The following is a 26,539-nucleotide window of genomic DNA, read 5'->3' as shown; positions in this document are numbered from 1 at the left end:
GGCCGGTCACCCCGACGCCTCCAGCACCACCAGACGGTCCGGGCCGTCCGGGGTGAACGCGATGTCGTCGCCCGGCTCGTGCCAGTGCACGGCGAACCGCTCCCCGGCGCGGTATGCCTCCACGCCTGCCCTGCAGTACGCCACCATGTCGTCCGGCAGGGCGTCCAGGGCGAACCAGCCGATCTCCGAGCACTTGTCCGGCTCCCGGTTCACCGGCTGCCGGGCGCCGTCCGTCAGCTCCGCCTCGAAGAACCAGCCCGTACGGGCCGAGCCCGTGGGCGACTTGTGCTGCATGACGAGCGCCACCCGCACCTCGTCCGGGGTGAGCCGGACGCCGATCTCCTCGGCCGCCTCACGGAGCACCGCGGTCCGTACGTCCTCGCCGTCCTCCACGTGGCCGGACGGCGCGTGCAGCAGGCCGTCCGCGTAGCCCGTGCCCGCGCGGCGGGCGAGCAGGATCTCGCCGCCGCGGCGCAGCAGGAGATGGACGTCGACGATCTCGGCGTGCCGCCGGGGCGGGGCGAGGGTCGCGCGCAGCACATAGCGTTCGTCGCGCACCGGCCGGCCCCAGAGCGCCGCGTCCGCGGCCAGCTGTTCGACATCCGTACGGGACGCCAGCGGTCCGACCATGCGCAGCAGGTCACCGGCCGCCAGCCCGACCGGTTCCGACTCGCCCCACCGGCCCTCGATCAGCACCAGCGTCCCGCCCGGGCGCAGCAGCCGCGCCCACCGCCGCAGCACCGCCTGCTGGTCGGGCAGCAGCCACAGCAGATGGCGCGCCAGGACGACGTCGAAGCCGCCCTCCCCCACCGGCGGCGCCGCCGCGTCCCCGACGAGCACGGTGGCGTCCGTACCGGCGAGCTTGGCGCGGGCGCGCTCGGCCATCCGGGGCGAGCGGTCGACGGCCGTCACCCGGTGGCCCTGCTCGGCCGCGAGGCGGGCCAGGCTGCCCGTGCCGCAGCCGAGGTCGAGCACAGCGCGGGGCCGCCCCGGCAGCCAGTCCCGCAACCGCCCGGCCCACGCCTCCCGCACGCCCGGATCGCGCAGCCCGTGGTCGGGCTCATCGTCGAACCCGGCCGCGGCGGCGTCCCAGTAGTCGGCGGTCACGTAGTCGGCGGTTCCGTGACCGGCGGTTGCTCCCTCATCACACATGCGGCGAATCGTCGCATCCGCCACCGACAACGCCTTGAGTCCACCCCCGCTTGATGATGTCGTCAGCGACATATACCGTTCACGACATGGACGCCTTGTACGTCATCGAGGTCGAGCCCGAGATCAGGGCCTGGCTCGAACTCTTACCCGGCAAGCTCTACCGCAAGGTGGAGGCCTACGCAGAGTTGCTGGCCGAGCTGGGGCCACATACCCCGATGCCCTACGCCCGCCCGCTGCGCGATGGAGTGAGCGAGCTACGCCCCAGCCTCGACGGCGTGCAGACGCGAGTGACTTACTGGATCACGGACGACCGCCGCGTCGTCCTGCTGACCGTGTTCCGCAAGACCAGAGCCCATGAGGAAGCCCAGATCAGCAGGGCGGTGCTGGCGAAGAAGGAGTGCGAAACCGAGCATGGCCCAGCGCATTCAGAGTTCATCCGCGCGGAAGGAGAGCAGTGATGGGGCACAGCCGTTGGAGGTTGGCGCGTGAACGCGAGCTGACCGAGGGGCACCGGGAGACCGCCGAGGTCGAACAGGAGCGCCAAGAGCACCGGCTGTCCATGGCGCTGGCCAAGGTCGTCTACGACCGCCGCGTGCAACTGGGCCTTTCCCAGAGCGAGCTGGCCACCCGTACCGGGCTGACCCAGGCCAAGATTTCCCGCATCGAGGGGTCCGACACCGTTCCCACGCTGCCCCTGCTCGCAAAGCTGGCCAAAGGGCTGAACGCGTCCTTGAACATCGCCATCGACGAGGACGACGCACAGGTGACGCTCACGGCCCACGAAGCGGCTTAGGCTCGCGCCCCGCGAGAGGGGGCATCCGCGCTCGGGAGCCTGACGCCGACCCCCGGGGACACCCGAAGCACGTCTTGACGGCGGAAATGTTAGCGGTAACACTCGCCTGGTGGACACCGTGGACAAGCACGTAGGCCAGAGCCCGGATCCGTCTCAACCCGACACCGCGTCACCCCTGTTCAGCCGCGCCGCGGTAGTCGCGTCCTGTGTCGGCTTCATCCTCATCGGCGCGCTGCAGGCGCTCTACGGCCCCGCGATCCCCGCCTTCCGCGACGCGTACGGGTTGTCGCCCTCGGCCGCCGGGCTGGGCCTGAGCGCGCACTTCGTCGGCGGTGTCGCTGGCGTCCTCGGCTTCGACCGGCTCTTCGGCCGGGTCGGCAACCGCACGATGCTCGGCGGCTCGTATCTGCTCATGGCGGGCGGCGCGGCCGGGTTCGCGCTCGCCCCGAACTGGCCGCTCGCCCTCGTCATGGCGCTGATCGCGGGGCTCGGCTTCGGCGGTATCGACTACGGGCTCAACCAGCTGTTCGCGGTCGGCTTCGGGCGGCGCGGCGCCGCCATGCTCAACGTCCTCAACGCCCACTTCGGCATCGGCGCGATCCTCGGCCCGGCCCTCATCGGCCTGGTCGGGGCGGAGCACTACCCCGTGGTGTTCCTGGGTTTCGCCGTGCTCACGCTGCCGCTGGTGCTGTGTCTGACCGGAGTGCGGGACGAGGCTCCGGCACACAGGAGCGCCGAGGCGGACACCCCCGGCAAGAGCGGGGTCCGAAACCGCAGCCTCGCCACCGTCCTCGGCGCGTTCGTGCTGCTCTACGTCCTCCACGTCGGCGTCGAGGCCGGGGTCGGGGGCTGGGAGCCCACCCATCTGGAGACCGTCGGGTACGGCGCGACCGCCGCCGCCTCCGCGACCTCCGTGTACTGGCTGATGATGACCGTCGGCCGCTTCCTGGCCGTTCCGCTCGCGCTGCGCTGGTCCGCCCCGGCGATCATCGCGGTCAGCTGTGCGGGCATGACCGTCTGTCTGCTGCTCGCCGCGATCCCGGCCGTGGCCCCCTACGCGTACGCGGGCGTCGGCCTGTTCATCGCGCCCGTCTTCCCGACCGGTCTGCCCTGGCTGGGCCAGGCCGCGCCGCGGGCCCGCCGGGCCGGGGCGCTGGTGATCGCCGCCTCGATGATCGGCGGGGTGACCGCGGGGCCCGTGCTCGGCAAGGCGATCGAGTGGGCGGGCGTCCGCGCCGTACCGCTCGTCCTGGGCGGTGTTTCGGCCGTCTGCCTGATCACCACCATCTGGCTGATCCGCGCTACGTCCTCGTCCGTATCTCCTACGAACACCACCCCCACCGCACCCGCTCCCGCCCGTGCGGTCGAAAGGACTTCGGCCCATGCCCGCCCTGACGCTCAGCAATGACGGCTTCCTGCTCCACGGCAAGCCCTTCCGGATCCTCTCCGGCGGCATCCACTACTTCCGCACCCACCCCGACCAGTGGGCCGACCGGCTGCGCAAGGCCCGGCTGCTGGGGCTCAACACGGTCGAGACGTACGTCCCCTGGAACCTGCACCAGCCCACCCCGGACGGTCCGCTCGACCTCGACGGTCTGCTCGACCTCCCCCGCTTCCTGGCACTCGCCCAAGCCGAGGGGCTGTACGTCCTGCTGCGCCCCGGCCCGTACATCTGCGCCGAATGGGAGGGCGGCGGGCTGCCCTCCTGGCTGACCGCGGACCGGCGGATCCGGCAGCGCAGCAGCGATCCGCGGTTCACCGGCGCCGTGGACGCGTACCTCGATCTGCTGCTGCCGCCGCTCGCCCCGTATATGGCGGAGTCCGGCGGTCCGGTCATCGCGGTCCAGGTGGAGAACGAGTACGGCGCCTACGGCGACGACACCGCCTACCTCGCCCATCTGGCCGACGCCCTGCGCAAGCGCGGCGTCGAGGAGCTGCTGTTCACCTGCGACCAGGCCGACAGGGCGAAGCTGGCCGCCGGAAGCCTGCCCGGGGTGCTCTCCACCGGTACCTTCGGCGGCCGGGTCGGCGACGCGCTGGAGGTGCTGCGCGCCCACCAGGAGAGCGGGCCGCTGATGTGCGCGGAGTTCTGGATCGGCTGGTTCGACCACTGGGGCGAGCCGCACCACACGCGCGCGGCGGACGACGCGGCCGCCGATCTGGACGCGCTGTTGTCGGCGGGGGCGTCGGTGAACATCTACATGTTCCACGGCGGCACCAACTTCGCCTTCACCAGCGGCGCGAACCACGATCACGCCTACGCGCCCGCCGTCACCTCCTACGACTACGACGCGGTGCTGACCGAGTGCGGCGACCCGGGCCCCAAGTACGCGGCGTTCCGCGAGGTCATCGCCCGCCACGCGGCCGTACCGGACGAGCCCCTTCCGGAACCGTCGTCCAAGCTGCCGCCCACCGAGGTCCACCTGACCGCCTCGGCGAACGCCCTGGTCAGCGCCGAATTCCTGGCCCCGGCCGAACACTTCAGCGACCCGCCCACCATGGAGGCGCTCGGCCAGTCCTACGGCTTCGTCCTCTACGGCACCGAACTGCCCGTCATCGGCGACCACGTGCTGCACTTCACGGGCGGGGTGGGCGACCGGGCGCAGGTGTTCGTGAACGGCGCCCCGGCCGGTGTCATCGAGCGCGAGCGCCACGAGGACAGCATCCATGTGCGCAGCCCCGAATACGGCGCCCGGCTGGATGTCCTGGTCGAGAACATGGGCCGCGCCAACTACGGCATCCGCATCGGCGACCCCAAGGGCATCACCGGTCCCGTCACCCTCGACGGTGCGCCGCTGGAGAACTGGACCTGCCACCGCCTCCCCCTGGACCGGCTCCCCGAACTCCCCTTCCGCACCACGGACACCCCCGTCGCGGGTCCGGGCTTCCACCGCGGCACGTTCACGGTGGAGACGCCCGCCGACGCGTATCTCGACCTGCCGGGCTGGACCAAGGGCCTGGCCTGGGTCAACGGCTTCAACCTGGGCCGCTACTGGGCGCGCGGCCCGCAGCGGCGGCTGTACGTTCCGTCGCCGGTGCTGAAGGCGGGCGAGAACGAACTGACCCTGCTGGAGCTACAGTCGGCGACGACCCGGGTGGCCCGCCTGGTCGACGAACCGGACCTGGGCTGGACCGCGCAGGACTGACCCCGCGGCCCCGGGGTGCGATCCGCGTCCCGGGGCGCGCATCGGGCCGCACGTCGAAAGGAACCGAGACCGCATGGCGGAGCCATCCCGCGCCCCCACCCGACGACGCCGCCCCACCACCGGCGGCGGTGTGGTGATGGCGGACGTCGCCCGGCTCGCGGGCGTCTCCGACCAGACCGTCTCCCGCGTCCTCAACGACCACCCCCGGGTCCGCGCCGAGACCCGCGAACGCGTCCGCGCCGCCATGCGCGAGCTGGGCTACCGCCCCACGGCCAGCGCCCGCACCCTGGCCAGCGGCCGCAGCCGCACCCTCGGCGTGATCTCCTTCGACGCGGCCCGCTTCGGCCCGGCCGCCACCCTCGCCGGGATCAACGAGGCGGCCCAGGAGGCCGGTTACCTCGTCAGTACGATCGCCCTCACCGCCGCCGACCAGACCGCCGTCACCGGCGCGGTGGACCGCCTGCTCGGCCAGGGCGCGGACGGCATCATCGCCATCGCGCCGCAGCGCTCGGTCGGCCAGGCCCTGGTCGAGGCGGTCGAGGCGCGCCACCGCGTCCCCATGGTCACCCTGGACAAGAGCTTCGGCACGCACATCCCCGTCGTCGCGGGCGACTCCGCCTCCGGCGCCCGCCAGGCCACCGCGCACCTCCTCGGCCTCGGCCACCGCACCGTCCGCCACATCGCGGGCCCCACCGGCTGGATCGCCGCCGAGGCCCGCGTCGACGGCTGGCGCGCCGCCCTCGCGGAGGCGGGCGCCGACGTCCACGAACCGCTCCTCGGAGACTGGAGCGCGGACTCCGGCTACGACCTGGGCCGCCGCGTCGCCCGGCAGCCCGGGCTCACCGCGCTGTTCGTCTCCAACGACCAGATGGCCGTCGGCGTCCTGCGCGCCCTCCACGAGGCGGGCCGCCGGGTCCCCGAGGACGTCAGCGTGGTCGGTTACGACGACATCCCCGAAGCCGCCCATCTGCTCCCGCCGCTCACCACGGTCCGCACCGACTTCACCGAGATCGGCCGCCGCTGCCTGACCCTGACGCTCGACCAGCTCGACCGCTCCCCGGAGCCCGGCGTCCGCGTGACCATCCCCACCGAACTGGTCATCCGCCACAGCACGGGCCCGGCCCCAGCCCCGCGCTGAGACGACCTCGGTCCGGCCCGAGATACTCACCGCTTCCCGCGCACCGCTCGCACCACCTCGGCCACAGCCCCAAGAATTCGCGCCCGATCCCGCGATTCGGTTCCGCTGAGCGCGGATCGGACAACGAGTACGGCCGCGCCGGCGACGATCAACAGGATGAGAACGCTGGAGACGGCAGCGGCAAGCAGCGGGTCCATCGCTACTCCTTCGGAATCTCGGAAGTTGATGCTGAGGATGGTGTCGGGGGGGCATCACCGCCGCGCTGGGCGATCTACGTGATTTCAGGTGACATCGCAGGTGAGGGGGGTAATGTACGACTCCACGAGTCGGCCGAGTCGGCCGACTCGTGGGGAGTACCGGGGTGAGGGCGAACAGGGGCAGGGAGCCATGGCGGGACCGCTGAGGTACGAGGAGGCTCTGGCGCAGCTGATGAAGCTGGCGGGAAATCCAGCCACAGGTGATGTGCGCGAGGAGATGAGGAGGGAACTTCCCCGCGCTCAGCGGCCACCAGCCGACAGCACCATCGCAGACTGGATCATGGGGCGGACGATTCCCCGCCAGAGCGAGGACCTTGAGAACGTCCTGTCCGCGCTGCACCGCATCACGCAGACGAGGCAGCGTCACACCCCAGCAATACTCCCAAGCCGACAGCAGTGGCACAAAATGGCCAAGGAAGCCCGGGACGCCCGCCGCAAGGGGACGGCGCCGCCGGGCGCCCCGGTAATCTGCTCGCCCCCCGCCCCCAGCGCTCGGCAGAGTTGGGTGGACGAGGTGGCAGGCTCCCGGGCGTGGAACTTGTCGAAGCCCCGCGACGAGGAGCGGGCCGAGCCATTGAGGGAACAGGCTCTGCACGTCACCGGCCGCCTGGCCGATTTGTATGACGAGGCACGAGGCGCTCTGGCCGACGACCCGTGGCACGATGCGAATCTGGCGCTGCGCATGGTCCGCAGAACGAATCAGTTGCTCCACATGCTCTGGCATGACAAACAGGAAGTTTTCGCTCCCGCTGAGTCCGCCCTTCTCGCACTGCTTCCCTTTCTCTACCAGGTGCACCGGACGCGTACGGCCGCGGAGCTGTCCCACGTCGACCCGACAGACCTGCGGCAGCTGGCCACGACCGGCCCCGAGCGGCAGGCGTACGAGGTGCTGCTGCGGGGGCACGAACGACTCGTACGCAGGACACGACTCGGCCATCTGAGTGACCGTCCGGACGGACGCCGAGAAATCGGATGGTGGCTGTTCGATCAGTGGGCGAAACGGCAGCCAGGTCGGTTGGAGGCGCTCCGGAGGGATATCGGCGCGGAAGACACCGACATCGGCACGGTACTGGATCCGGAGCTGCTGCCCCGGCTGTTTTCTTCTGTTCGTGTGGCAGCGCAGGAGCGGTACGGTGCCGCGCGCGAGGGGGTTTTGCGTAGCGACACGTTCCCACTCGATTTCGGCGGCCGAGACTTTCAGGACGTGCGAGAACGGCTGGTGGGGCTCGTGTTCGCAGTTGCCCACGGCCTGGCGATCGAGGTCACGGACCTGTCATCAGCGATCGTCAGGCATGTGGGAATCCCGGACCCCCTCGATCCCGGCCGGCTTCTCGCCACAGTGGAAAGGTCGTCCTGGCGCCACCGCCGGGATGTGTTCGGGCTTGCAGCCGACTGCGACCACCCCGCGGCCGTGGCCGCCCTCACCGATCACACCCTGCACGTCGAGTCACTTCTCCGCGGTGTACGGCAGGCCGCTGTTCCGGAGCTCGCCACTCTGCCGGTGTACACCGCCGCCGACCACGTACGCGAAGCGGACGCCGAGAGCACCCTGGGACCGGCCGGTGGGGTCATCCGCTTCCGGCTCGACGAGGAACGCGTCCAGGAACTCCTCATGGGTGAGAACCTGTACCGCGACCGCTGCCTCGCCATTCGTGAGCTGTACCAGAACGCCCTGGACGCCTGCCGCTATCGCCGGGCCCGGGAGCAGGCTCGCAACGGCCGGGCGTACGACACCTATCAGGGCCGGATCGAGTTCTTTCAGGGGGTCGACGAGGAGGGCCGCGCCTTCCTGGAGTGCCGGGACAACGGCGTCGGCATGAACGAGACCATACTGTCCGAGGTCTTTTCCCAGGCCGGCGTCCGTTTCACGGACCTTCCTCGGTACCAGGAAGAGCGACAGGAGTGGCAGAATCAAGGCATCACGATTCATCCGAACAGCCGCTTCGGTATCGGTGTACTCAGCTACTTCATGCTCGCCGACGAAATCCGCGTCACCACCTGCCACATGGACGGAACCAACGGCAGGTCAACGGAAATCACCGTTCTCATCACCGGACCGGGGCACTACTTCCGGGTCCGCCCAACCGGTCGGCCGGGCACTATCGGCACTACGGTCCGGCTTTACCTGCGGAGCGGCGACAAGGCGCCCTCGTGTGTCACAGAGCTCCGGCGAATGCTCGGCATAGCCGAGTTCGGGACCAGCGCCGAGCACGGCTCGCAGCGGGCCGAGTGGGAGCCAGGTGTTCTGCGGCCACGGGAAGCCCCGGGGCTCCGGCGCAACGGCTTCGAGGCCTATGGCCGACTGGCCAGTTGGTCGACCGGGCCCGGGGGAACGAACGGTCAGGTCGTCTGGTGCGAGTACGGCGGAGGCATTCTGGTCGACGGAATCTTCGCCGAGCCGCGCATACGGCACGGGGTACTCGCCAACCCGGAAGACATTCACAGGCCGTACGGCGTCGTGGTGAACCTCACGGGGGAGAGCCGCCCCAGGCGCCTTTCCGTGGACCGCACGGAGATCTTGGACGACGATGTCCACACGAAGGTGGAGCGACTCATCAGAGCTGCGCTACCAGCACTGCTCTCCGCCGAAGCCCCACTGTTGAGCACCGACTGGCTTGACCGCATCGCGGCCCCCGGTCCCAGGCTTGCCGACATCGTGACCGAGGCAGCCGGAGCAGCGAACCATGAGCTCGAACTGCATGGGCATCCCGCGCCTGTCGCCACGGCCGGATTCTTCCCACAAGACGTGCACATCGTCCACCGCGACGACTCCGGGATTTCGGAAGATGAAGCCGCACTGGGCGAAACCCTTTCGGGAAGTGTGTACGACACTCCCGACGATGCCACCTTGTTGTGGCGCGTACTGGGCCAGCGGCCCAACGCCGAGCTGACCGCGCTGGTTGAGATCGTGCCGGAACTGGCCCAGGCAAAGAGCGTGCTCGGCGCCCTCCCCTCGGACGTCCTCATCCGAACCGGCCACTTCAGGACGTGGCGCAACCGCATCTGGCCCGAGCATGAATACAAGATCAAGGAAATCGCCACCCCAGGTCACGCGCTCTTCGTGGCCAGTGTTTCCGGGAGGTCGTACGAGGAGGTTGTGAAGCGCATGCAACAGCTTTGCCTACCGTCTCCTCCACGCCACACCGCCGACCCCATCGTCGATGCGATCAGTCTCGCACTCCTCACCGAAGACCTGCGCGGGCTCAACCGCGACGAAATGAAAATGATGTGCTGGGTTGAAGCTGACGCACCAGTGGCTCCGGGACACCTCGTCAACGCCCACCTCTCACTCGATATCAGCGTGAATGAAGCCGCTCGCCGCATGAGGGCCTTTGGCTTCACCGTCCCCGCCGAGGGCACAATTCCCGAGAATCCGAACGAACTGACGCTGCGGCTGCTCAGTAGTCGACTCGACGGCGAGTGGCCCTGGCTGGACCCGTCCGAGCCTGTCACTTTGGGTCAGGCCCTTAAAGCGGCCGCAGAGCTGCAGTGCCCGGTACAAGAAGTGACTCATGAGCTTCGAGCCTACGGATACCTTGTAGAAATCGGCCCCACTCATGAACAGCGCGGCGACGATCTGTTGAGACAAGGCGCCGAGTGGGGCTGGAACATCGAAGACTGGGAGGGTCTGAAGGACGGAGAGACACTTCCGCCCGGTATGATCGCCCGTACATCGACCGAACTGGACATTCCTCTCCAGGAGATTGCTCGGCGGATCGAAAGACTGGGCTTCACTCCGCCCTCCAATCTGCCGGACCATGCTGACGACGCGGACAGAGTGATCCTCAGCGCTGACGCCGAAGGCGAAGCCCCGTGGCTTACGATCCACACCGAGTTTTCCCTGATCCACTTAGCGAAAGCAGCTGCCCGAACCGGACTCTCGCCATCTGGCGTGACAAACCGGCTTCGCGCCTATGGGCTCACACCGCCAGACTGTCCGTTCGCTGCACACGCCGAGCCGACCGACGTCATGTTGCTTCGGATGGCAACCGCTTCCTCCGCCAAGGCCGACTTTTCGCCGGAGCAGCCAATCTCGGTTCACGAGGTGGTCCAGATCTCCACCGAACTTGGCATGTCGCCCCAAGCCGTCGTCGAGCGTCTCGCCCAGTATGGCCTGCGCAACTCGCTCGATACCGCGCCGACAAACGTGAGCAGGTTCGATTCCGAGCTTGTCAGCTTGGGGCCGCACAGCAGCAACATGATTGAGGAACGGCCGCCGCTCGACTGGGACAAACCGGTGCCGCTTCACCATCTGATCTCTGTCGCGGCCAGGATGTTCATGGAGCCGAACGAGGTGGCGGAGCGCCTGTCCGCCTTTGGCTTTGACGTTCCTGACTACCAACCGGCCCAGTTTGACGAAGTGGACCGCCGGCTCTGTACCGAACAGCACCAGTGGGGCGACGAGGCAATGTGGCTTCCCCTGGGCCTCCACCGGCCCATCGCCGATTTCCTTCGCATCGTCCGCTTCGCCGACATTCCCACAGTCACCCTCGTAGGGCGGCTGCGGCGCCTGGGTGTCGATCTCCAGCGAGTGGCCGACGCCGTCCGTGCCGTCCTCCCCCAGGTGCCCGGCCTCGTCATGGAGGCCTCTTGTGATCGAGAGAGACCGCCGGGACCCTGACCGCAGCGCGGCCCTCAGCGCACCCAGTCCTTGAGCGGTTCGGTGTCGAGCGTGATCCCGACCGGCGAGGGCAACGCGATCGGCTTGCCGAACGGCACGGTCTTCGTACTCTCGTACCGGACTCCGTCGGGCTCGCTGAAGACGGTGATCTCACCGGCCTCCCGGTCGATCAGCAGATACACGGGGATACCCGTCTCCGCATAAGCCCGAGGCTTCTCGACACGGTCCCGGCGGTCGGGGTCGGAGTCATAGGACGTGACCTCGGCCACCATGAGGACGGGCTCGGCGTCGGCCCACTCACCCTGACCGACGAACGCGTCGCTGTGGGCCAGGGTCCCATCGGGCCGCGCATGGCCGTTGCGATAGGTCTCCACCTTGAGGCCCTGATCGTGGAGCCAGAGGTCAGGGCTCGTCTGGATGCAGATCCGCGCCAGCCACTGGATGATCCGGCCGTGATCGCCATCCGGCACCGGCGTAACCCCGATCCTCCCGTTGAGGAACTCCCACCGCACCCCTTCCGCCACCCGGGCTGCCAGCCGCGCATACTCCTCGAACTCCTCCGGCAGCATCTGCGGACGATCGTGGGTCACGGTCATGCCCATGGCCCCCTTCGTGGTGCGGCGCTGCTCCCAGCTTAGCTCCTACCGGTCATCCGAGCAGGTCAAACGGTCACTCCACGAGGTAGTGGAAGCCCGGCTCCGGGTGCATGAGGAAGTCGTGGTGCGAGATGTTCCAGGCGTACGCGCCCGCCAGCGCGAAGGCGACGCGGTCCCCGGCGCGCAGCTCCGTGAGCGGGATGCCGCGGGCCAGGATGTCCTTGGGGGTGCACAGCTGGCCTACCAGGGTGACCGGTTCGTCGCGGGCGGCGGGGCGGGGCCAGGGGTGGGGCCAGGAGGTGGTGGGGAGCACCTGGAAGGGGTGGTCGTGCTGTTTGGCGGCCGGGGTGCGGAGGTGGTGGGTGCCGCCGCGGAGCACCGCGAACGCCTCGCCGCGGCTGTGCTTGAGGTCCAGCACCTCCGTGACGTACCAGCCGCAGTAGGCGGTCAGCGCCCGGCCCGGCTCGATCCGCAGGGTCAGTCCGGGGTGCCGGTCGGCGACGTCCGCCAGGCCCTCGCCGTACGCCTTCCAGTCGAAGCGGGTGTCGGGGCGGGTGTAGTCCACACCCATGCCGCCGCCCACGGTGACCTCGGTCAGGCCGAGGCCATGACGGTCGGACAGCTCGCTCGTCCACGCGGCGATCCGCGCGGCCACGGCGGTCTGGGCCGGGGCGTCCAGACCGCTCGCCAGGTGGGCGTGGATGCCGCGCAGGCGCAGCGGGCCGTCCAGGGTGAAGAGCGGCAGGCAGTGCTCGACCCGCTCGGGGTCGAGGCCGAAGGGGCTGGGGCGGCCGCCCATGGCGAGTGCCGCGCCGCCCAGCGCCTCGTCGGTCAGGGGGAGGTTGACGCGGAGCAGGACACCGACAGGGCGATCGGCGAGGGAGGCCAGCAAGCGCAGTTCGTGCTCGCTCTCCACGTGGAACCGCTCCACCCCCAGCTCCAGCGCCCGCCGCAGCTCCGTCTCCGTCTTGCCCGGTCCGCCGAAGGCGAGCGGCCGCTCGGGTACGGCCTCGCGGACGTGCGCCAGCTCGCCGCCCGAGGCGACCTCGTAGCCGGTGACGTACGGGGCGAGGGCGCGCAGGACCGGCGGTTCCGGGTTGGCCTTCGCCGCGTAGTACAGCTCGACGTGCGGCGGGAGGGCGGCCCGTATCTCCTGGGCGTGGGCGGCGAGGGCGGTGAGGTCGTAGACGTACGCGGGGAGGTCGTTCCCGGCCAGCCGCTCGGCGAGGGCGGCGGCCGAGGGGGTGAGGAATGCGTTGTTCAACGGGCGCTCCCGGGGGCGATGACGCGGGCCGCCTCGGACAGCAGGTCGGAGGCGAGCGGGCTGGCGATACGGACGTAACCGGCGTCGCGGTCGGCCTTGCGGCCCCAGCGCGTCAGCAGGTTGGCCTTGGCGGGCAGCGGCACGCCCGCCACCAGGGCGCGCAGCGCTGGCGGGTCGTCGTGGGCCGCGGAGCGTTCGACGAGGACGCGGCGGACCGCCGACCACAGGTCGGGCTCCAGCCGGGGGTGGCGGTCGGCGAGGGCGGCGACCATCTCGGCGAGGTGGTTGACCAGCAGGCAGTACACCACCCGGTCCCAGCCGCGCTCGCGCTCGTACGTCATGGGGCGGGCCACCGCCTCGGGGAGCGCCGCGAGCGCGGCGGTGTGGTGGCCGGGCACCAGCTTGGTGCCCTCCAGGTCGCGGAAGAGCACCTGGCGCGGGGCGCCGGTGGCGTCCACGCCGACGACCACGTTCTGGAGGTGGGGTTCGAGGACCACGCCGTGGTCGAAGTAGGCGGCCAGCACGGGCGGTACGAGGAGGTCGAGGTACGCCTGCCACCAGGCGAACGCGTGCTCGGGCCCGGTGCCGCCGAGGAGGTGGGAGAGCTGGGCGCCGCTCGTCGGGTACTCGTCGGCGACGGCCGCCGCCAGGAGTCCGGTCAGCCCCGGCCGCAGCCGGGAGTCCAGCCCCTCGCGGACGATCACGCCGAAGCCCTCGGACAGATGGCGGTCGGCGAGGTCGAGGGTGCGGTAGCCGGGTTCGCGCAGCAGGTCGGCGCCGGGGAAGCGGGCGGCGAGGTCGGCGGCGACCGGCTCCAGCAGCCGGGTGAGGGCGACGGCGCCGGACAGCTCGTAGTCGGCGTTCTTGCGGAGGCAGTTGGTAATGCGCACGTTCAGGCTGAACTTGAGGAAGTCACGGCCGTCGTAGAGCGTGCGGACCGAGGCGGTCGGCGCGAAGTTTGGCCCGCCGGGCCCCAGGTCGAGGACGTCGCCGCGGTCGAGCGCGGCCCGCAGCACCCGGTGCTCGCGGAGCATGGCGTACTGCCAGGGGTGGGCGGGCAGCAGCCGGTAGCCGTCGGGGACCGGCCGCTGGCGGTCGAGGGCCGCCAGCGCCCCGGGGCGCGCGGTCTCCTCCCGTACGCACTCCCGGCGCACGGCGAGGTGGTGCAGCGGGAAGCGGGCGCCGGCCTCGGGCGCGAACAGCGACCAGGAGGCGGGGCTTCCGGTGCGGGCCTTGGGGGTGGGGTGGAAGCGGTGGCCGAAGAAGAGGGACTGTTCGGAGGCCAGATAGGCGTCGGGGGCCGGGTTCCCCGTGGCCTTCTCGCGCTCCTCCAGGGCGGCGGTCATGCCCGCGTGGCTGGAGGCGACCTGCGCCAGGAACTCGTCGTTGCGGACCCCCGTGCGCAGCTGGAGTTCCCGCTGGACGCGCTCGGCCAGGCCGTGCCAGGAGACCTCCGCCCAGCCGCCGTCGCGCTGTTCGCTGACCGGTCCGGTGAACCGGTGCGCGCCGATCAGCGACGTACGGCGCAGCCCCACCCGCAGCAGCACCCCGCTGCGGGGCAGCCGCAGCCGCAGCCGGCCGTCGGCCACGACGGTCTGGTGTTCCGGGCCCGACACCTCGCGCAGCAGACAGTTGAGCAGGGTGTGGGCGGTCGCGTGGTCGGCGGAAACCGGCGCCGTGGCGGGCGGTACCGGCGAGACGGCCGAGGAGGGCGAGGAGGTCGTAGGCATGGAGCGGCTCCAGCGGGTGCGGAGAGGAGAGAGGTGGAGGGATAAGGAGGTCGCGGCCGTCATCTGCCGCGCCCCCGCAGAAGGTAGTTGGGCCCGGTCACGTAGTGCTTGTTGACGTCGGCGGCGCCCGACCGGGCCTTGGTGAACAGCGTGCCCGCGGTCACCATCGCCTTGACCGGCAGCCGGTCCGCGGCCAGCACCCGGGCGCGCAGCACGGCGGCGGCCCTCCCGGGGTACACCGCGCCGATCCGTTCGACGGCCTCGCCGAGCCGGTCGCGCAGCCGCCGCCGCAGGGCGTCCAGGGGGGCGCGGCCGAGGGCGGCCAGTTCGAAGGCGGGCGCGGCGGCGCACAGATGGATGGTGATGGTGGTGAACACGTCCGCCACCGGACCGTCGCCGCCGGTCAGGATGCGGTGGTCGTCGAATCCGCACAGATCGGCGGCGGCGCCCCCGCCGATCATCGCGGCGAGCCGTATCGCGTGGACGCGCGGGCCGTCGTGGTCCTTGATGAGCAGCCGCAGGCGGGGGGTGGCCGGGCCGCCGGTGTCGTCGAAGACGAGGGAGGTGTTCTGCTGATGCGACTCCAGCGCGATGCCGTAGGCGAAGAGGGTGGTGTGGAAGTCGAAGAGGAGGGTGAGGTACGCGTCGAACAGCGCGAGCAGGTCCCCGCCGTAGTGCCGCTCGGCGAGCACGTCCGCCACGAGCCTGCCGTCCGGGCTCCGGGCCAGCAGCCCGGCCAGCGGCACGACCTGGGCGTTCTCCAGGCCCGGCGGATAGCGGCGGACGAGCGTGGCCAACAGCTCGTGCCCGGCGTGGAGATGGGTGGTCTCGTCGGCCATCAGCACGGTGTCCGCGAACCGGGGCTCGCGCGAGATCACCTCTTCCACCAGGCGCTGCGCCACCTCGCCGTCGACGAGCGTGCCCGGTTTGACGGTGCGCCGGTTGCGCATCCCCAGGGTGGCGGTGGTGAGCGGCAGCTTGAGGTGGGTGAGCGGGTCGTCGTCGACGGCGACGGTCCGCATCGACAGCGTGGGCCGCACGTCCAGCCACGGATGCTCGGCGAGCCGCGCCCGTGGCCGGAGCCCGGTCGCGTCGAGGGCCTCGGTGAGGGGGCGTCCGACGGTGAGCGGATGCACGGGGAACGCGAGGTGGTCGGCGTCGAGCCGCGCGGGCAGCCCCAGCTCCCCGGGCCTCGGCCACCACGCGGGCAGCCGTCCCGGATCCCCGCCGACCGCCGCGCGCGGCAGGGCGAGCCAGCGCAGCGCGAAGCCGGGCGCGAACTCGGGCGCGTGGGCGCGCAGGGCGTCCTCGGTGAACACGGACCGGCCGCGGCTGGTCGGGTAGACGGGGTGGTCGCGGAAGGCGGCGAGCGTGTCGTACGCGACGGACCCGTCCATCCCGGCCCACCGCCCGCTCTCCCCGTACCGCGCGGCCAGCTCCCGCACGACGCCGGGCCGGACGCGGTCGTGCAGCCGCGTGGCGTCCAGTGCCCGGTGGCACTCCCCCACGAAGACGTCGTACAGCTCCCGGTCGTCCCCCGCGACCGCCCCCCGCAGCCGCCCGAGGACGGCGCCGAGCCCCCGGACCACGACGGTCCCGGCCGGGCCGCCATCCGCGCCGGGGACGGAGACCCCGGTCGGGGGCGGCGGCTCGTGTTCCAGGCGTGGCGGCCTGCGGGCGCGGATCTCGCACTGGAAGCCTTCCGGTTCCACCGGCAGCAGCACGTTTCCGCCCTCCCGCAGCGCGATGCGCAGCCAGTCGCCGTCGGCGCGGTGCACGGTGCGGGCGCGGCCGCGCACGTGGTACGCGTCCTCCCGGAGCAGGGTGTCGAGCACCCGGCCGAGGAGTTCCTCCTCGGCCTCCTCCCCTTCCGCGCGGTTCATGACGCGATCTCCCACCGGTGGGCCGCCAGGAACTCCGTCACGACCGCGTCGATCCGCGCCTGGTCGGTGCCGGTCGCGCGCAGGACGCCGAGGAAGTCGCGGTTGGTGCGGTAGAGGGGGTGGTCCTCGCCGATCTCGCGCAGCGGGCGGTAGTCGAGCCGTACGCCGTCGCGTTCGGTCACGCTCGCCGCCGGGGCGGCGACGAGGCGGCCCGGGCGGTCGGCCATGACGTACTCCATGCGGGCCCGCCCGTCCGTGCGGGCGCCGAGGTCGGCCGGGAGCGGTTCGCCGAGATGGGTACGGAGGATGTGCTCGAAGAGCGGGATGCCGAGGAGTTCCGCGAGTACCAGGTCGCACTGGTCGCCGATGGCACGGTAGTTGACCTCGATGAGGCGGGCCCGGTCGCCCTGGACGACGTATTCGGTATGGCAAGCGCCGAATCCTACTCCCAGCGCCCGGAGCTGGGCCAGCACCTGGCCGGTGTGGGGCCGTGGGGGCGGGGCGGGCAGCAGGTGCAGCCGTTCCTCGATGAAGTGCGGGGGCGGTGAGACGTCGGTGCTGAAGGCGCCGAGGACGTGGAGGGTGTGGCCGTCGCCGAGGGTTTCGAGGGTGCGCAGTTCGCCGTTCAGGAACTCCTCGATCACCAGCGCCGCGCCGGGCCGGTGGGCGCGTATCTCGTGGCAGCTGCGGACGAGTTCGTCGGCGTCGGCGACGAGGACGACATCCTCGCTGGCCACGCCCTCGCGCGGCTTGACGACGCAGGGGAAGGGCGCGTCGAGGGCGGCGAGGGTGGACGGGTCGTCGCCGGTGCCGAGTTCGGTGGACCACACCGTGTCGGCACCGGCCGCGGCGAGGGCGCGGCGCAGCTCGGCCTTGTTCTTGGTGCGGAGGGCGGCGCGCCAGTCCTTGCCGGGGAGGCCGAAGTACTCGGCGGCGAGGGCGGCCTGGGTCTGGAGGTGGTCGCTGTTGGTGAAGACGGCCCGGGGCGGCCGGGCGTCCGGGGCGGCGGCGATCCGGCTGATGACCTCGCGGAAGTCCCGTACGTCGCAGGGGGCGACGTCGAGCGCGGCGGGGAGCCGCCCGCCGCGGGCCGCGTAGCGGGCGTACGCGCGCTCATGCGCCTCGGGCTGGTCCGTGAGGAGGGTGACGGGCAGGCCGAGGCGGGCGGCGGCGGGGAGGAAGCCTTCGGTGACGGAGTCGGTGGGGTTGAGGGCGAGGAGGTGGAATCGCGCGGAGTGGGCAGGGGCAGGGGTGGAGAACGGCCGGGGTGCCGTGTCGAGATCATTCTCGTTCACGAGCCGAGATTAGGTTAGGTATACCTAAGACTGCCAATTGGGCTGGCTGGTCCGCCCGTTTGGCCCTGTTACGCCGTCAGCTCGGCAGCCCGATCCGGCGGTGCCGCGCCCGGCGGGCGGCCAGCCGCTCACCGGGGTCCTGGGCGCGGAGGGCGGCGAGTTCGGCGCCGAGGATGTGCCCGAGGCGCTCGAGGAAGCCCTCGCTCTCCTCCCCGCCCTCGCTCACCGCCCCGTCCTCCTCCACGACGCGGTCGACGATGCCGCTGGCCAGGAGGTCGGCGGAACGCACCCCCTGCCGGTCGGCGACCTCGTACGCCCGGTCCGTGGTCCGGTGGAGGATGGCCGACGCGCCCTCGGGCGGCAGTGGCGACAGCCAGGCGTGCCGCGCCGCCACGACCCGGTCGGCGGGCAGCAGCGCGAGCGCGACCCCGCCCGCGCCCTGGCCGAGCAGCAGACAGAGGGTGGGCGCGGGCAGCGTCACCATGTCCGCGAGGCACCGGGCGATCTCCCCCGCGAGCCCGCCCTCCTCGGCCTCGCGGCTGAGCGCCGCGCCCGCGGTGTCGATGACGGTGAGCAGCGGCAGCCCCAGCTCGGCCGCGATGTGCATGCCGCGCCGCGCGGTACGCAGCCCGGCGGGCCCCAGCGGCTGCCCCTCGGTCGACGCGCGCGCACTGCCCCGCCGCCCGCCCCGGTTGTGCCCGAGCACCACGCACGGCACCCCGCCGACGCGCGCGAGGGCGAGCAGCAGCCCGGGGTCGTGCTCCCCGGCGCCGGTCCCGCTGAGCGGACTCACGTCCTCCGCCGCGACCCGCAACAGATCCCGCACCCCGGGCCGGTCCCCCCGCCGCGAAGCCCGGATCGACTCCTCGGCCGAGGGCCCCACGGCCGTAGCCCCCGCGCCGGTCGACGGCGAGCCGACCCCGGCGGCCGGGGCGGCGGCGCCCGGTACCGCCGTAGACGCGGACGCCGCACCGCCGGGCGGTACGGCATCGGGCTCGGCGCCTGACCGGAAATCGGCTTCGCCGGAGGACCCGGCACCACCGGAAAGCGCGGCCGGTGGCGGGGAATCGTCACCGCACAGGACGCGGAGCACGCGCGCCGCGACCTCCGCCAGGCGGCTCGTCGGGAGGACCGCGTCGATCAGGCCGTGGTTCATCAGGTTCTCGGCGACCTGGACGCCCGCCGGGAACTCCTCGCCGTACAGGGCCTCGTGCACCCGGGGGCCCATGAAGCCGATGAGGGCGCCCGGTTCGGCGGCGGTGACGTGACCCAGGGAGCCCCAGGAGGCGAGGACGCCGCCGGTGGTGGGGTGGCGTACGTGTACCAGGTACGGCAGGCCCGCGGCCTTGTGCTCGGTTATCGCCGCCGCCACCTTCACCATCTGCAGGAACGCGACCGTGCCCTCCTGCATCCGGGTCCCGCCGGACGCCGGGGCGGCCAGCAGCGGGAGCCGTTCCGCCGTGGCGCGCTCGACGGCGCGCACCAGCCGCTCCCCCGCCGCGACCCCGATCGAACCGGCGAGGAAGCGGAACTCGCAGGCCACGTACGCGACCCGGCGCCCCTCGATGCGCCCCTCCCCCGTGATCACCGACTCGTCGAGCCCGGTGCGCTCGCGGGCCCGCTCCAGGTCGGCCCGGTAGTCGGGGTCGGCCGTGGTGATCGCGACCGGCTGGTCCCAGCCGCGCCGACTACCGGGGTCGAGGAAGGTCTCGACCAGCTCGATGGCGGACTTACGGGCGTTACGGGCGTTACGGGCACCGGCGCGGGGATCAGATTCGGTCATGCCTGACCCCTTCCACGCGCACGACACCGCTCAACCACTCTCGGCGCTCTCCTCGTCGGCCAGCGCCGCGTCCAGCGCCGCCGTCAGCCGCTGCACCCGCGACCGCAGATCGACCAGCTCCTCCCGGTCCAGGCCGGTCGCCTGGATCACCTTCAGGGGTACGCCCCGGGCGCGCTCCTTGAGCGCCTCGCCCTCCGCCGTCGCCCGGACCGTCACCGAGCGCTCGTCGTGCGCGCTGCGCTCGCGTTCGACGAGTCCGGCCGACTGCATGCGCTTGAGCAGCGGCGACAGGGTGCCCGAATCGAGCCGCAGATACTCGCCCAGCTGCTTGACCGGCATTTCGCCGTGCTCCCACAGCACCAGCAGCGCCAGGTACTGCGGGTACGTCAGCTCCGTATCGCGCAGCACCCGTCGGTAGACGCCTCCGAACGCGCGCGAGGCGGCGTGCAGGGCGAAGCAGAGCTGCAGATCGAGCCGGAGCGGATCGTCCGCCGTGACGGCCCCGTTCTGCGCGGGAAGCGGGTCGGGCTGAGAAGACATATGACCAGCGTACCTCTTAGTTGTGCACAATTTAATTGTGTGCTCTACTGAGGCATCGCCGGATCTGGCCGGAACCCCCGGCCGCCGGGACTCGAAAGGGATTGGTCTTCATGGATGCGCTCTACACCGCGGTGGCCACGGCGAACGGCCGCGACGGACGCGCCGTCAGCTCCGACGGCCGCCTCGACCTGCCGCTGGCCATGCCGCCCGCCCTCGGCGGCGACGGCCAGGGCACCAACCCGGAGCAGCTGTTCGCCGCGGGCTACGCCGCCTGCTTCGCGAGCGCCCTCGGCCTCGTCGGCCGCCAGGCCAAGGTGGACACCAAGGACATCTCCGTCACCGCCGAGGTCGGCATCGGCAAGGACGAGTCGGACGGCGGATTCGGCCTCAAGGTGACGCTGCGCGTCGAGCTGCCGGGCGACCTGGAGAACGAGACCGGCCGCAAGCTGGTCGAGCAGGCCCACCAGGTGTGCCCGTACTCGAAGGCGACGAAGGGCAACGTCGAGGTCGAGCTGATCGCCGAATAAGCCGAATAAGAGCCGGACAGGCCGGACAGCCAGCGCCGGGCGTCAGTCGTCCGAAGCGCAGGTCGTGGGTGTGGCGTGCGCCGGGTCGAGAGCGTTGACCGCTTCGTGGAAGGCGAGCCGGTCCGTCATCGCGATGGTCAGGTGCTCGGACAGATCGGTGGCGCACAGGTCCTGGAGGACGACGTTCCTGACGTTCGGACCGGTCAGGAACTGGCTGCGGTACGGCGTGACCACCTCGTCGTACCGGGTGGCGATGACGGTGTACCGGACCCCGGGCACGGTGTCGCCGCCCGCGTTGAGCCGGTTCAGCAGGTCCGACCCGGCCACCTGGTCCCTCAGCCCCGGGGCCGCCTTGGCGATGGCCTCGTCGAGCCCCGGGAAGAAGTCCAGCAGCTTCGTCAGCCCGAGCAGGGTCGTGCCGTGGTTGGACGGGGCGAGGCCGACCAGCGCGTTCACCTTCGCCGCACCGCCGAGGAACTTGAGGTAGTAGCGGGGCATCATCCCGCCCTGGGAGTGGCCGACCAGGTCGACCTTCGAGGTCCCGGTGGCGGCGAGCACCCGGTCGACGTACGACGACAGCTGTCCGGCGGACCGGTCGACAGGACCGAGCCCGTGGAAGAAGGGCACGCCGGGCAGCTGGCCGTAGTCGAGGGAGAAGACGCAGTAGCCGCGGTCGACCAGGTACGGGGCGAGACCGAGCCAGTTGTCGACGGAGTTGCCGAGGGTGCCGTGGACGAGGACGACGGGCCGGGGGTGCTGGGCGGAGGGCTTGCAGGAGTAGTCGTTCCAGCCGCTGCTGGTGGCCTGCGACGACGGGGCGGCGGCGGTCGCGGCGGCGGGGGCCGCGGTCACCGCCGCGACGGCCAGGGCCAGGGCGGGCACTAAGGTACGGACATGCCTCCAGGGCAGCATCACATGAACTCCTCGCGGTGGGGATGGAGTCGCACTGACGGCGCCCCCTGTGACCCGGATCACAGACGCATGGCGCGGAGATAAAAATTACGCGTGAGTAGCAAAGAGTTCCAGCCATGTGCCGGTGAAAAAACGTTCACGCAACTCTCACGAGACGTCCAGGACTTACGCGGCGCCTTACGCGACGTCTTACGCGACGTCCAGGAATCCGGCGGGCCTGACCGCGGACGCCCCGAAGCGGGCCCGCGCCCGGTCGGCGGCGGCCTCCGCCCGGCGGGACCTGTCGTCCGCGGCGTCGAAGGACAGCTGATGGGCGGCGAGTTCGGCACTCATCAGCCCCTCGGTCCGCAGCCCCACGGACCGCACCCGCGCCCGCTGCAGCCCGAGCGCGTCATGCAGCGCGTACGCGGCGGCGGTCAGCACCGGGGTATGGGCGGTCGGCTCGGCCAGGGTCCGGGTACGGGTCGTCGAGGAGTGGTCCGCGTACCGGACGGTGAGGCTGACCCGGGACGCGATCTGCCCGCTCGTCCGCAGCCGGATGCCGAGCCCGTCGGCGAGCGTCAGCAGCGCCCGGCGCCGCCGGACCGGGTCCAGCTCATCGCGGTCGAAGCGGTGCTCGGCGCCCACGGCGCGGGCGGGGGCGTTCGGGGTGACGGGCGCGGGATCGATGCCGTGCGCCCACGCGTGCACCCGGCGCGCGGTCGCCGCACCGAGGATCCGCTGCAGCGTGGCCAGCGGCGCGGCGGCGATCCGCTCGGTGCTGTCGAGCCCGTACGCACACAGGGACCTGGCCGTCGCGGCGCCCACTCCGGGCAGGGCGATGGGCGGCTTACGGGCCAGGAAGCCGGCGACGGCGTCGGGGTCGCCGGGCACGGTACGGACCGTGCCGGGCGTGTTCGGCGGGGTGTCGTGGGCGGCCATGCGGGCGAGCATGGGGTTGGCGGCGACGCCCACGGTGCAGTCGACGCCGTACCGGGCCAGCGCCCGCACCCGCACGATCTCCGCGAGCCCCGCCGCGTCCCGCCCGAAGTACCGCAGCGCGCCCCGGACGTCGGCGAGCGCGGCATCGGGCGGCAGCGCCTCCACGACGGGCGTCACCTCGCCGAGCAGCGCGAGCAGCTCCTGATAGACGTCCTCGGCGAGCGCGCCGTCACCCTGGAACCGCACGTACAGCACATGGGGGCTCTCGGTCGTCATCCCGCGCTCCCCGGGCTCGCGTGCCACAGTTTGCGGCCGGTGGCGGACTGGTCGCCCGCGGGCTGGAGGTCGGCCCAGGGGTGCAGGGCGTAGCCGGTGGACAGCTGGATACGGCGGCCGGAGTCGGTTTCGACCTCATCCGAGTCCGAGGCCGAGACCCCCTCCTGGCCCGCGCCCGCGAGTTCGGCGGCGACCGCCTCCAGACCGCCCTCACTCCGCAGCCGGGCCAGTTCGGCGAGATTCCAGACGGCCGATCCGACGACGCTGAGGCTGCGCGGGCCACGGCGCTGGACGACGCCGCGCACCAGCAGCAGCCAGGAGTGGAAGACGGTGTGCGCGCAGGCGGCGTGGCTGTCGTCGAAGAAGGCGCAGTCGACCAGGCCCGTACCGTCGTCCAGGGTGGTGAAGATGACCCGGCGGCCGGAGCGGATCGGCGGGGTCTGGGTGGCGGCCTTGGCGCCCGCGACGAGCACCGTCTCGCCGTGCCGGGCCGACCGCAGCCGCTTGGCGGGCATCGCGCCCAGCTCGTCCAGGAAGGCCCGGTGGTCGGCCATCAGATGACGGGAGACGTCCATGCCGAGGATGCCCAGCTCGGCGCCGAGGCGTTCGCCATCGTCGAGGTCGGGCAGCCCGGCGGGGGCGGGCGGGCCGGTTTCGGCCAGCGGCAGCTGACCCTCGCCGCGGGCCCCGCCCCGCTGCTGCCGGTGCAGTTCGGCGATGTGCAGCAGCAGGTCGCGGCGGCCCGTACCGAACGCGTCCAACGCCCCGACCTGGGCCAGCCGTTCGGCGACGGGCCGTCCGGGGTGGGCGCGCAGCCACAGGTCCTGGAGTGAGGAGTAGGGCGCTCCGGCGGCGATCCGCCGCGTCTCGGCCTCGCTGATGCCGTGGACGTCGCTCAGCGCCAGCCGGACCCCCACGCCACCGCCACCATCACCAGACACCAGTTCGATTCGATAGTCGGAGCCCGAGCGGTTCACGTCGAGCGGGAGGATCGGCACGCCCCGCCGCCGCGCGTCCGCCAGCAGCAGCCGCTTGGGGTACATCCCGGGGTCGTGGGTGAGCAGTCCCGCGTAGAAGGCCGCCGGATGGTGCGCCTTGAGCCAGGCGGACTGGTACGTCGGGACCGCGAAGGCGACCGCGTGCGCCTTGCAGAAGCCGTACGAACCGAACGCCTCGACGATCTCCCAGGTACGGCCCAGCACCTCCGCCGAGTACCCCCGCATGCCCGCCTCCGCGTGGAACCAGGCCCGCACCCGGCCCTGCCGTCCGGGGTCGGACAGGGCGCGGCGCGCCTCGTCGGCGAGGTCCCGTTCGCATCCGGTCATGATCGAGAGGATCTTGATGATCTGCTCGTGGAAGACGACGACCCCATGGGTCTCGCGCAGCGCGTCCGTCAGGTCCGGATGCGGATAGCGGGCGGGGCGGCGGCCGTGCCGGGCGTCGATGAAGGGGCGCACCATGTCGGCGGCGACCGGGCCCGGCCGGAAGAGCGATATGTCGACCACGAGGTCGTGGAAGGAGTCGGGCTGGAGGCGGCCGAGCAGATCGCGCTGGCCGGGCGATTCGATCTGGAAGCAGCCGAGCGTCTCGGTGGAGCGGATCAGATCGTAGGTCGCCGGGTCGCCGGGCCGGACCTGCGCGGGGTCGTCGAGGTCCACGGTCTCGCCCGTGGCCCGCCGGATCTCGGCGACCGCGTGCGCCATCGCGGACTGCATCCGTACGCCGAGGACGTCGAGCTTGAGCAGCCCCAGCTCCTCGACGTCGTCCTTGTCGAACTGCGACATGGGGAAGCCCTCGCCGCTGGTCGGCACGATGGGAGTACGGCCCGGCAGCCCGGCGTCCGAGAGCAGCACCCCGCAGGGGTGCATGGCGATGCCCCGGGGCAGGCCGTCGAGCGCCTCGACCAGCTCCCAGAGCTTGCCGAAACGATCCTGCTCGGCCGCGACCTCCTTCAGCTCCGGCAGTTCGGCGAGCGCCGCCCGCGCGTCGCGGGCGCGGATGTGCGGGAAGGCCTTGGCGAGCCGGTCCACCTCGGCCGGGTCCATGCCGAGGGCCGCGCCCACGTCCCGTACGGCGTGCCGCACCCGGTAGGTCTCGGGCATCGAGACGGTCGCGACCCGCTCCGCCCCGAAGCGGTGGAAGATCGCGCGGTAGACGTCGAGGCGGCGCGCGGACTCCACGTCGATGTCGATGTCGGGCAGCGCGGCCCGCCGCACCGACAGGAAGCGCTCCATCAGCAGACCGCAGGCCACGGGGTCGGCGTGGGCGATGCCGAGCAGATGGTTGACGAACGAGCCCGCGCCGGAGCCCCGGGCGGCCACCCGCACCCCGAGCGCCCGGGTGTCGTCCACGACCCGGGCGACGGTGAGGAAGTACGAGGCGAAGCCGAGCCGTTCGATGGTGCGCAGCTCGTCCTCCAGCCGCTCCCAGCGCGCCCGGTCGCGGTCGTAACCCCGCAGCACCATGGCGGCGGCACAGCGCGACCGCAGCACCCGCTCCGCGCTCCGCCGCCCCGCGCCGACCAGGCGCGATTCGGGGAAGTGGACAGTGCCGAGACCGATGTGGTCCTCGGGGTCGACCAGGCACGCGGCGGCGGTACGCGCCGTCTCCTCCAGCAGCCGGTGCGCGCCGTCCCGCCGCAGCCCGGCCGCCTCCGCGATCCGCTCGGCGGCACGCGCCATGTCGCGCGGGCCCTTGAGCCAGCGCTCACCGCTGTCGAGCGCGGCGGGATCGCGCGGGTCGATGGGGACGAGCCTGCGGGCGGAGTCCAGGACGTCGGCGACCGGGCCCTCACCGGGGTCGGCGTAGCGGACGGCGTTGCTGAGGACGGCCCGCACACCCTGGTCGGCGGCGAATCCGACGGTACGGGCGGCCAGCCGCAGTGAGCCGGGCCCGGTGCCGGTACGGCCGTGCCATACGGCCTCGAGGCGCAGCGCGTCGCCGAACAGCTCGCGCCAGGGGGCGAGCAGCCGCGCGGCCCGGTCGGGGCGCCCGGCGGCCAGGGCGCGGCCGACATCGGAGTCCGGGCCGAGGAGCGGGGTCACGGGGGCGAGCGCCCCGGGGGCGTCCATCAGATCGCGCCAGTGCAGCAGGGGCGGTCCGTCGCCGTTCGTACGGGCGGAGCCGGGGTGGCCGAGCCCGGCGTGGGCGGCGGAGACCAGCCCGCACAGGGCGGCCCACCCGGCGGCGCCGTCCCGGGCGAGGAAGACCGCCCGGGGCGTGGACTCGTCGATGAACGCCCCGCCGCGCACCGGCGTGCGCCGCCGGGCCGTGCGCCCCGGGTCCGGAGGTTCCGCCTGGACGGCCAGATCGACGCCGAAGAGCGGCCTGACCCCCGCGGCCTCACTCGCCCGGGCGAATCGCACCGCTCCGGCGAGGCTGTCGCGGTCGGTCAGCGCGATGGCGTCCATGCCGCGCTCGGCGGCGCGCGCCGCCAACCGCTCCGGGTGTGCGGCGCCGTACCGCATGGAGAACCCGGAGGCGGTGTGCAGATGCGTGAAGCCTGGCATCCGCACCTCCCGCTGCTCACACCCCCTGGCCGATCCTGCTCTGCTCGTCCTCCCCGGCCCCCACCTTAACCCGATTCTCGAACAAGCGTGCGAGCGACGTCGCACGGACGCCGCCCGCCCCCTCGCGGCGCTTCCATATACACCATAAGCACGCAAACCCCTCCTTCATTCCGCGTGTCGTATCCCAGGAAACCGG

19 protein-coding genes are annotated in these 26,539 nt (G+C 72.0%); 7 read left to right on the top strand and 12 right to left on the bottom strand.

Annotated elements, in window-relative coordinates; genetic code table 11:
• Positions 1-6: 6 nt before the first annotated feature.
• Complete coding sequence (locus ACZ6CL_RS15685; RefSeq protein WP_468936257.1) at positions 7-1,152, bottom strand: methyltransferase domain-containing protein; 1,146 nt, start codon at positions 1,150-1,152, stop codon at positions 7-9.
• Between the two features lie 86 nt (positions 1,153-1,238).
• On the opposite strand from ACZ6CL_RS15685, the gene ACZ6CL_RS15680 reads away from it, so the two are divergent.
• From ACZ6CL_RS15680 to ACZ6CL_RS15660, 5 genes are all read left to right on the top strand, one after another.
• Positions 1,239-1,610 (top strand): type II toxin-antitoxin system RelE/ParE family toxin, encoded by a 372-nt coding sequence (locus ACZ6CL_RS15680; protein WP_468936255.1) that lies wholly within the window; start codon positions 1,239-1,241, stop codon positions 1,608-1,610.
• A complete protein-coding gene (locus tag ACZ6CL_RS15675) occupies positions 1,610-1,945 on the top strand; it encodes a helix-turn-helix domain-containing protein (RefSeq protein ID WP_468936252.1) in 336 nt (111 codons plus the stop codon). Before ACZ6CL_RS15680 ends, ACZ6CL_RS15675 begins: the two co-directional genes overlap by 1 nt.
• A 175-nt stretch (positions 1,946-2,120) precedes the next feature.
• Entirely contained in the window at positions 2,121-3,353 is a 1,233-nt protein-coding gene (locus tag ACZ6CL_RS15670; RefSeq protein ID WP_468936793.1) for an MFS transporter, read from the top strand.
• Positions 3,328-5,091 carry a glycoside hydrolase family 35 protein gene (locus ACZ6CL_RS15665; RefSeq protein WP_468936250.1) on the top strand — a complete coding sequence of 588 codons (1,764 nt, stop codon included), beginning with the start codon at positions 3,328-3,330 and terminating at the stop codon, positions 5,089-5,091. The genes ACZ6CL_RS15670 and ACZ6CL_RS15665 overlap by 26 nt, the downstream gene beginning before the upstream one ends.
• Before the next feature lie 73 nt (positions 5,092-5,164).
• Positions 5,165-6,229 carry a LacI family DNA-binding transcriptional regulator gene (locus ACZ6CL_RS15660; protein ID WP_468936248.1) on the top strand — a complete coding sequence of 355 codons (1,065 nt, stop codon included), beginning with the start codon at positions 5,165-5,167 and terminating at the stop codon, positions 6,227-6,229.
• A 26-nt stretch (positions 6,230-6,255) separates the two neighbouring features.
• Here ACZ6CL_RS15660 and ACZ6CL_RS15655 read toward each other — a convergent pair whose 3' ends face one another.
• On the bottom strand, positions 6,256-6,426 hold the full coding sequence (locus tag ACZ6CL_RS15655; RefSeq protein ID WP_468936246.1) for a hypothetical protein: 171 nt from the start codon (positions 6,424-6,426) through the stop codon (positions 6,256-6,258).
• A gap of 190 nt (positions 6,427-6,616) precedes the next feature.
• Between ACZ6CL_RS15655 and ACZ6CL_RS15650 the strand changes: the two genes are divergently transcribed.
• Positions 6,617-11,107, top strand: coding sequence for a wHTH domain-containing protein (locus ACZ6CL_RS15650; RefSeq protein WP_468936243.1), 4,491 nt, complete (start codon positions 6,617-6,619; stop codon positions 11,105-11,107).
• 14 nt (positions 11,108-11,121) lie between these two features.
• Here ACZ6CL_RS15650 and ACZ6CL_RS15645 read toward each other — a convergent pair whose 3' ends face one another.
• From ACZ6CL_RS15645 to ACZ6CL_RS15615, 7 genes are all read right to left on the bottom strand, one after another.
• Entirely contained in the window at positions 11,122-11,703 is a 582-nt protein-coding gene (locus tag ACZ6CL_RS15645; RefSeq protein WP_468936790.1) for a Uma2 family endonuclease, read from the bottom strand.
• 73 nt (positions 11,704-11,776) lie between these two features.
• Positions 11,777-12,967 carry a type III PLP-dependent enzyme gene (locus ACZ6CL_RS15640; protein WP_468936241.1) on the bottom strand — a complete coding sequence of 397 codons (1,191 nt, stop codon included), beginning with the start codon at positions 12,965-12,967 and terminating at the stop codon, positions 11,777-11,779.
• Positions 12,964-14,697: an IucA/IucC family protein gene (locus ACZ6CL_RS15635; RefSeq protein WP_468936238.1), complete on the bottom strand. Its 1,734-nt coding sequence runs from the start codon at positions 14,695-14,697 to the stop codon at positions 12,964-12,966. The genes ACZ6CL_RS15640 and ACZ6CL_RS15635 overlap by 4 nt, the downstream gene beginning before the upstream one ends.
• 59 nt (positions 14,698-14,756) lie before the next feature.
• Positions 14,757-16,580 carry an IucA/IucC family protein gene (locus ACZ6CL_RS15630; RefSeq protein WP_468936236.1) on the bottom strand — a complete coding sequence of 608 codons (1,824 nt, stop codon included), beginning with the start codon at positions 16,578-16,580 and terminating at the stop codon, positions 14,757-14,759.
• Entirely contained in the window at positions 16,577-17,875 is a 1,299-nt protein-coding gene (locus ACZ6CL_RS15625) for an ATP-grasp domain-containing protein (RefSeq protein ID WP_468936234.1), read from the bottom strand. The genes ACZ6CL_RS15630 and ACZ6CL_RS15625 overlap by 4 nt, the downstream gene beginning before the upstream one ends.
• A gap of 76 nt (positions 17,876-17,951) precedes the next feature.
• On the bottom strand, positions 17,952-19,658 hold the full coding sequence (locus ACZ6CL_RS15620; RefSeq protein ID WP_468936232.1) for a carboxyl transferase domain-containing protein: 1,707 nt from the start codon (positions 19,656-19,658) through the stop codon (positions 17,952-17,954).
• Positions 19,659-19,688: 30 nt separating this feature from the next.
• Complete coding sequence (locus ACZ6CL_RS15615) at positions 19,689-20,198, bottom strand: MarR family winged helix-turn-helix transcriptional regulator (RefSeq protein WP_468936229.1); 510 nt, start codon at positions 20,196-20,198, stop codon at positions 19,689-19,691.
• A 110-nt stretch (positions 20,199-20,308) separates the two neighbouring features.
• Between ACZ6CL_RS15615 and ACZ6CL_RS15610 the strand changes: the two genes are divergently transcribed.
• On the top strand, positions 20,309-20,725 hold the full coding sequence (locus ACZ6CL_RS15610) for an organic hydroperoxide resistance protein (RefSeq protein ID WP_468936227.1): 417 nt from the start codon (positions 20,309-20,311) through the stop codon (positions 20,723-20,725).
• A 42-nt stretch (positions 20,726-20,767) separates the two neighbouring features.
• Here ACZ6CL_RS15610 and ACZ6CL_RS15605 read toward each other — a convergent pair whose 3' ends face one another.
• From ACZ6CL_RS15605 to ACZ6CL_RS15595, 3 genes are all read right to left on the bottom strand, one after another.
• Complete coding sequence (locus tag ACZ6CL_RS15605; RefSeq protein ID WP_468936225.1) at positions 20,768-21,637, bottom strand: esterase/lipase family protein; 870 nt, start codon at positions 21,635-21,637, stop codon at positions 20,768-20,770.
• Between the two features lie 189 nt (positions 21,638-21,826).
• Positions 21,827-22,834, bottom strand: a complete 1,008-nt coding sequence (locus ACZ6CL_RS15600; protein ID WP_468936222.1) for a DNA polymerase Y family protein — start codon at positions 22,832-22,834, stop codon at positions 21,827-21,829.
• A complete protein-coding gene (locus ACZ6CL_RS15595) occupies positions 22,831-26,343 on the bottom strand; it encodes a DNA polymerase III subunit alpha (RefSeq protein WP_468936221.1) in 3,513 nt (1,170 codons plus the stop codon). Before ACZ6CL_RS15595 ends, ACZ6CL_RS15600 begins: the two co-directional genes overlap by 4 nt.
• Positions 26,344-26,539 lie beyond the last annotated feature (196 nt).

The organism is Streptomyces sp. NPDC041200 (assembly GCF_055591805.1).
The sequence above is the reverse complement of the archived record's forward strand: the minus strand, read 5'-3'. Positions and strand labels throughout refer to the sequence as shown.

Coding starts and splice junctions, on each gene's coding strand:
- ACZ6CL_RS15680 (WP_468936255.1), top strand. CDS start 1,239: ATGGACGCCTTGTACGTCATCGAGGTCGAGCCCGAGATCAGGGCCTGG.
- ACZ6CL_RS15600 (WP_468936222.1), bottom strand. CDS start 22,834: ATGACGACCGAGAGCCCCCATGTGCTGTACGTGCGGTTCCAGGGTGAC.
- ACZ6CL_RS15630 (WP_468936236.1), bottom strand. CDS start 16,580: ATGAACCGCGCGGAAGGGGAGGAGGCCGAGGAGGAACTCCTCGGCCGG.
- ACZ6CL_RS15655 (WP_468936246.1), bottom strand. CDS start 6,426: ATGGACCCGCTGCTTGCCGCTGCCGTCTCCAGCGTTCTCATCCTGTTG.
- ACZ6CL_RS15605 (WP_468936225.1), bottom strand. CDS start 21,637: ATGCTGCCCTGGAGGCATGTCCGTACCTTAGTGCCCGCCCTGGCCCTG.
- ACZ6CL_RS15665 (WP_468936250.1), top strand. CDS start 3,328: ATGCCCGCCCTGACGCTCAGCAATGACGGCTTCCTGCTCCACGGCAAG.
- ACZ6CL_RS15685 (WP_468936257.1), bottom strand. CDS start 1,152: ATGTGTGATGAGGGAGCAACCGCCGGTCACGGAACCGCCGACTACGTG.
- ACZ6CL_RS15675 (WP_468936252.1), top strand. CDS start 1,610: ATGGGGCACAGCCGTTGGAGGTTGGCGCGTGAACGCGAGCTGACCGAG.
- ACZ6CL_RS15595 (WP_468936221.1), bottom strand. CDS start 26,343: ATGCCAGGCTTCACGCATCTGCACACCGCCTCCGGGTTCTCCATGCGG.
- ACZ6CL_RS15650 (WP_468936243.1), top strand. CDS start 6,617: ATGGCGGGACCGCTGAGGTACGAGGAGGCTCTGGCGCAGCTGATGAAG.
- ACZ6CL_RS15635 (WP_468936238.1), bottom strand. CDS start 14,697: ATGCCTACGACCTCCTCGCCCTCCTCGGCCGTCTCGCCGGTACCGCCC.
- ACZ6CL_RS15610 (WP_468936227.1), top strand. CDS start 20,309: ATGGATGCGCTCTACACCGCGGTGGCCACGGCGAACGGCCGCGACGGA.
- ACZ6CL_RS15620 (WP_468936232.1), bottom strand. CDS start 19,658: ATGACCGAATCTGATCCCCGCGCCGGTGCCCGTAACGCCCGTAACGCC.
- ACZ6CL_RS15645 (WP_468936790.1), bottom strand. CDS start 11,703: ATGACCGTGACCCACGATCGTCCGCAGATGCTGCCGGAGGAGTTCGAG.
- ACZ6CL_RS15660 (WP_468936248.1), top strand. CDS start 5,165: ATGGCGGAGCCATCCCGCGCCCCCACCCGACGACGCCGCCCCACCACC.
- ACZ6CL_RS15615 (WP_468936229.1), bottom strand. CDS start 20,198: ATGTCTTCTCAGCCCGACCCGCTTCCCGCGCAGAACGGGGCCGTCACG.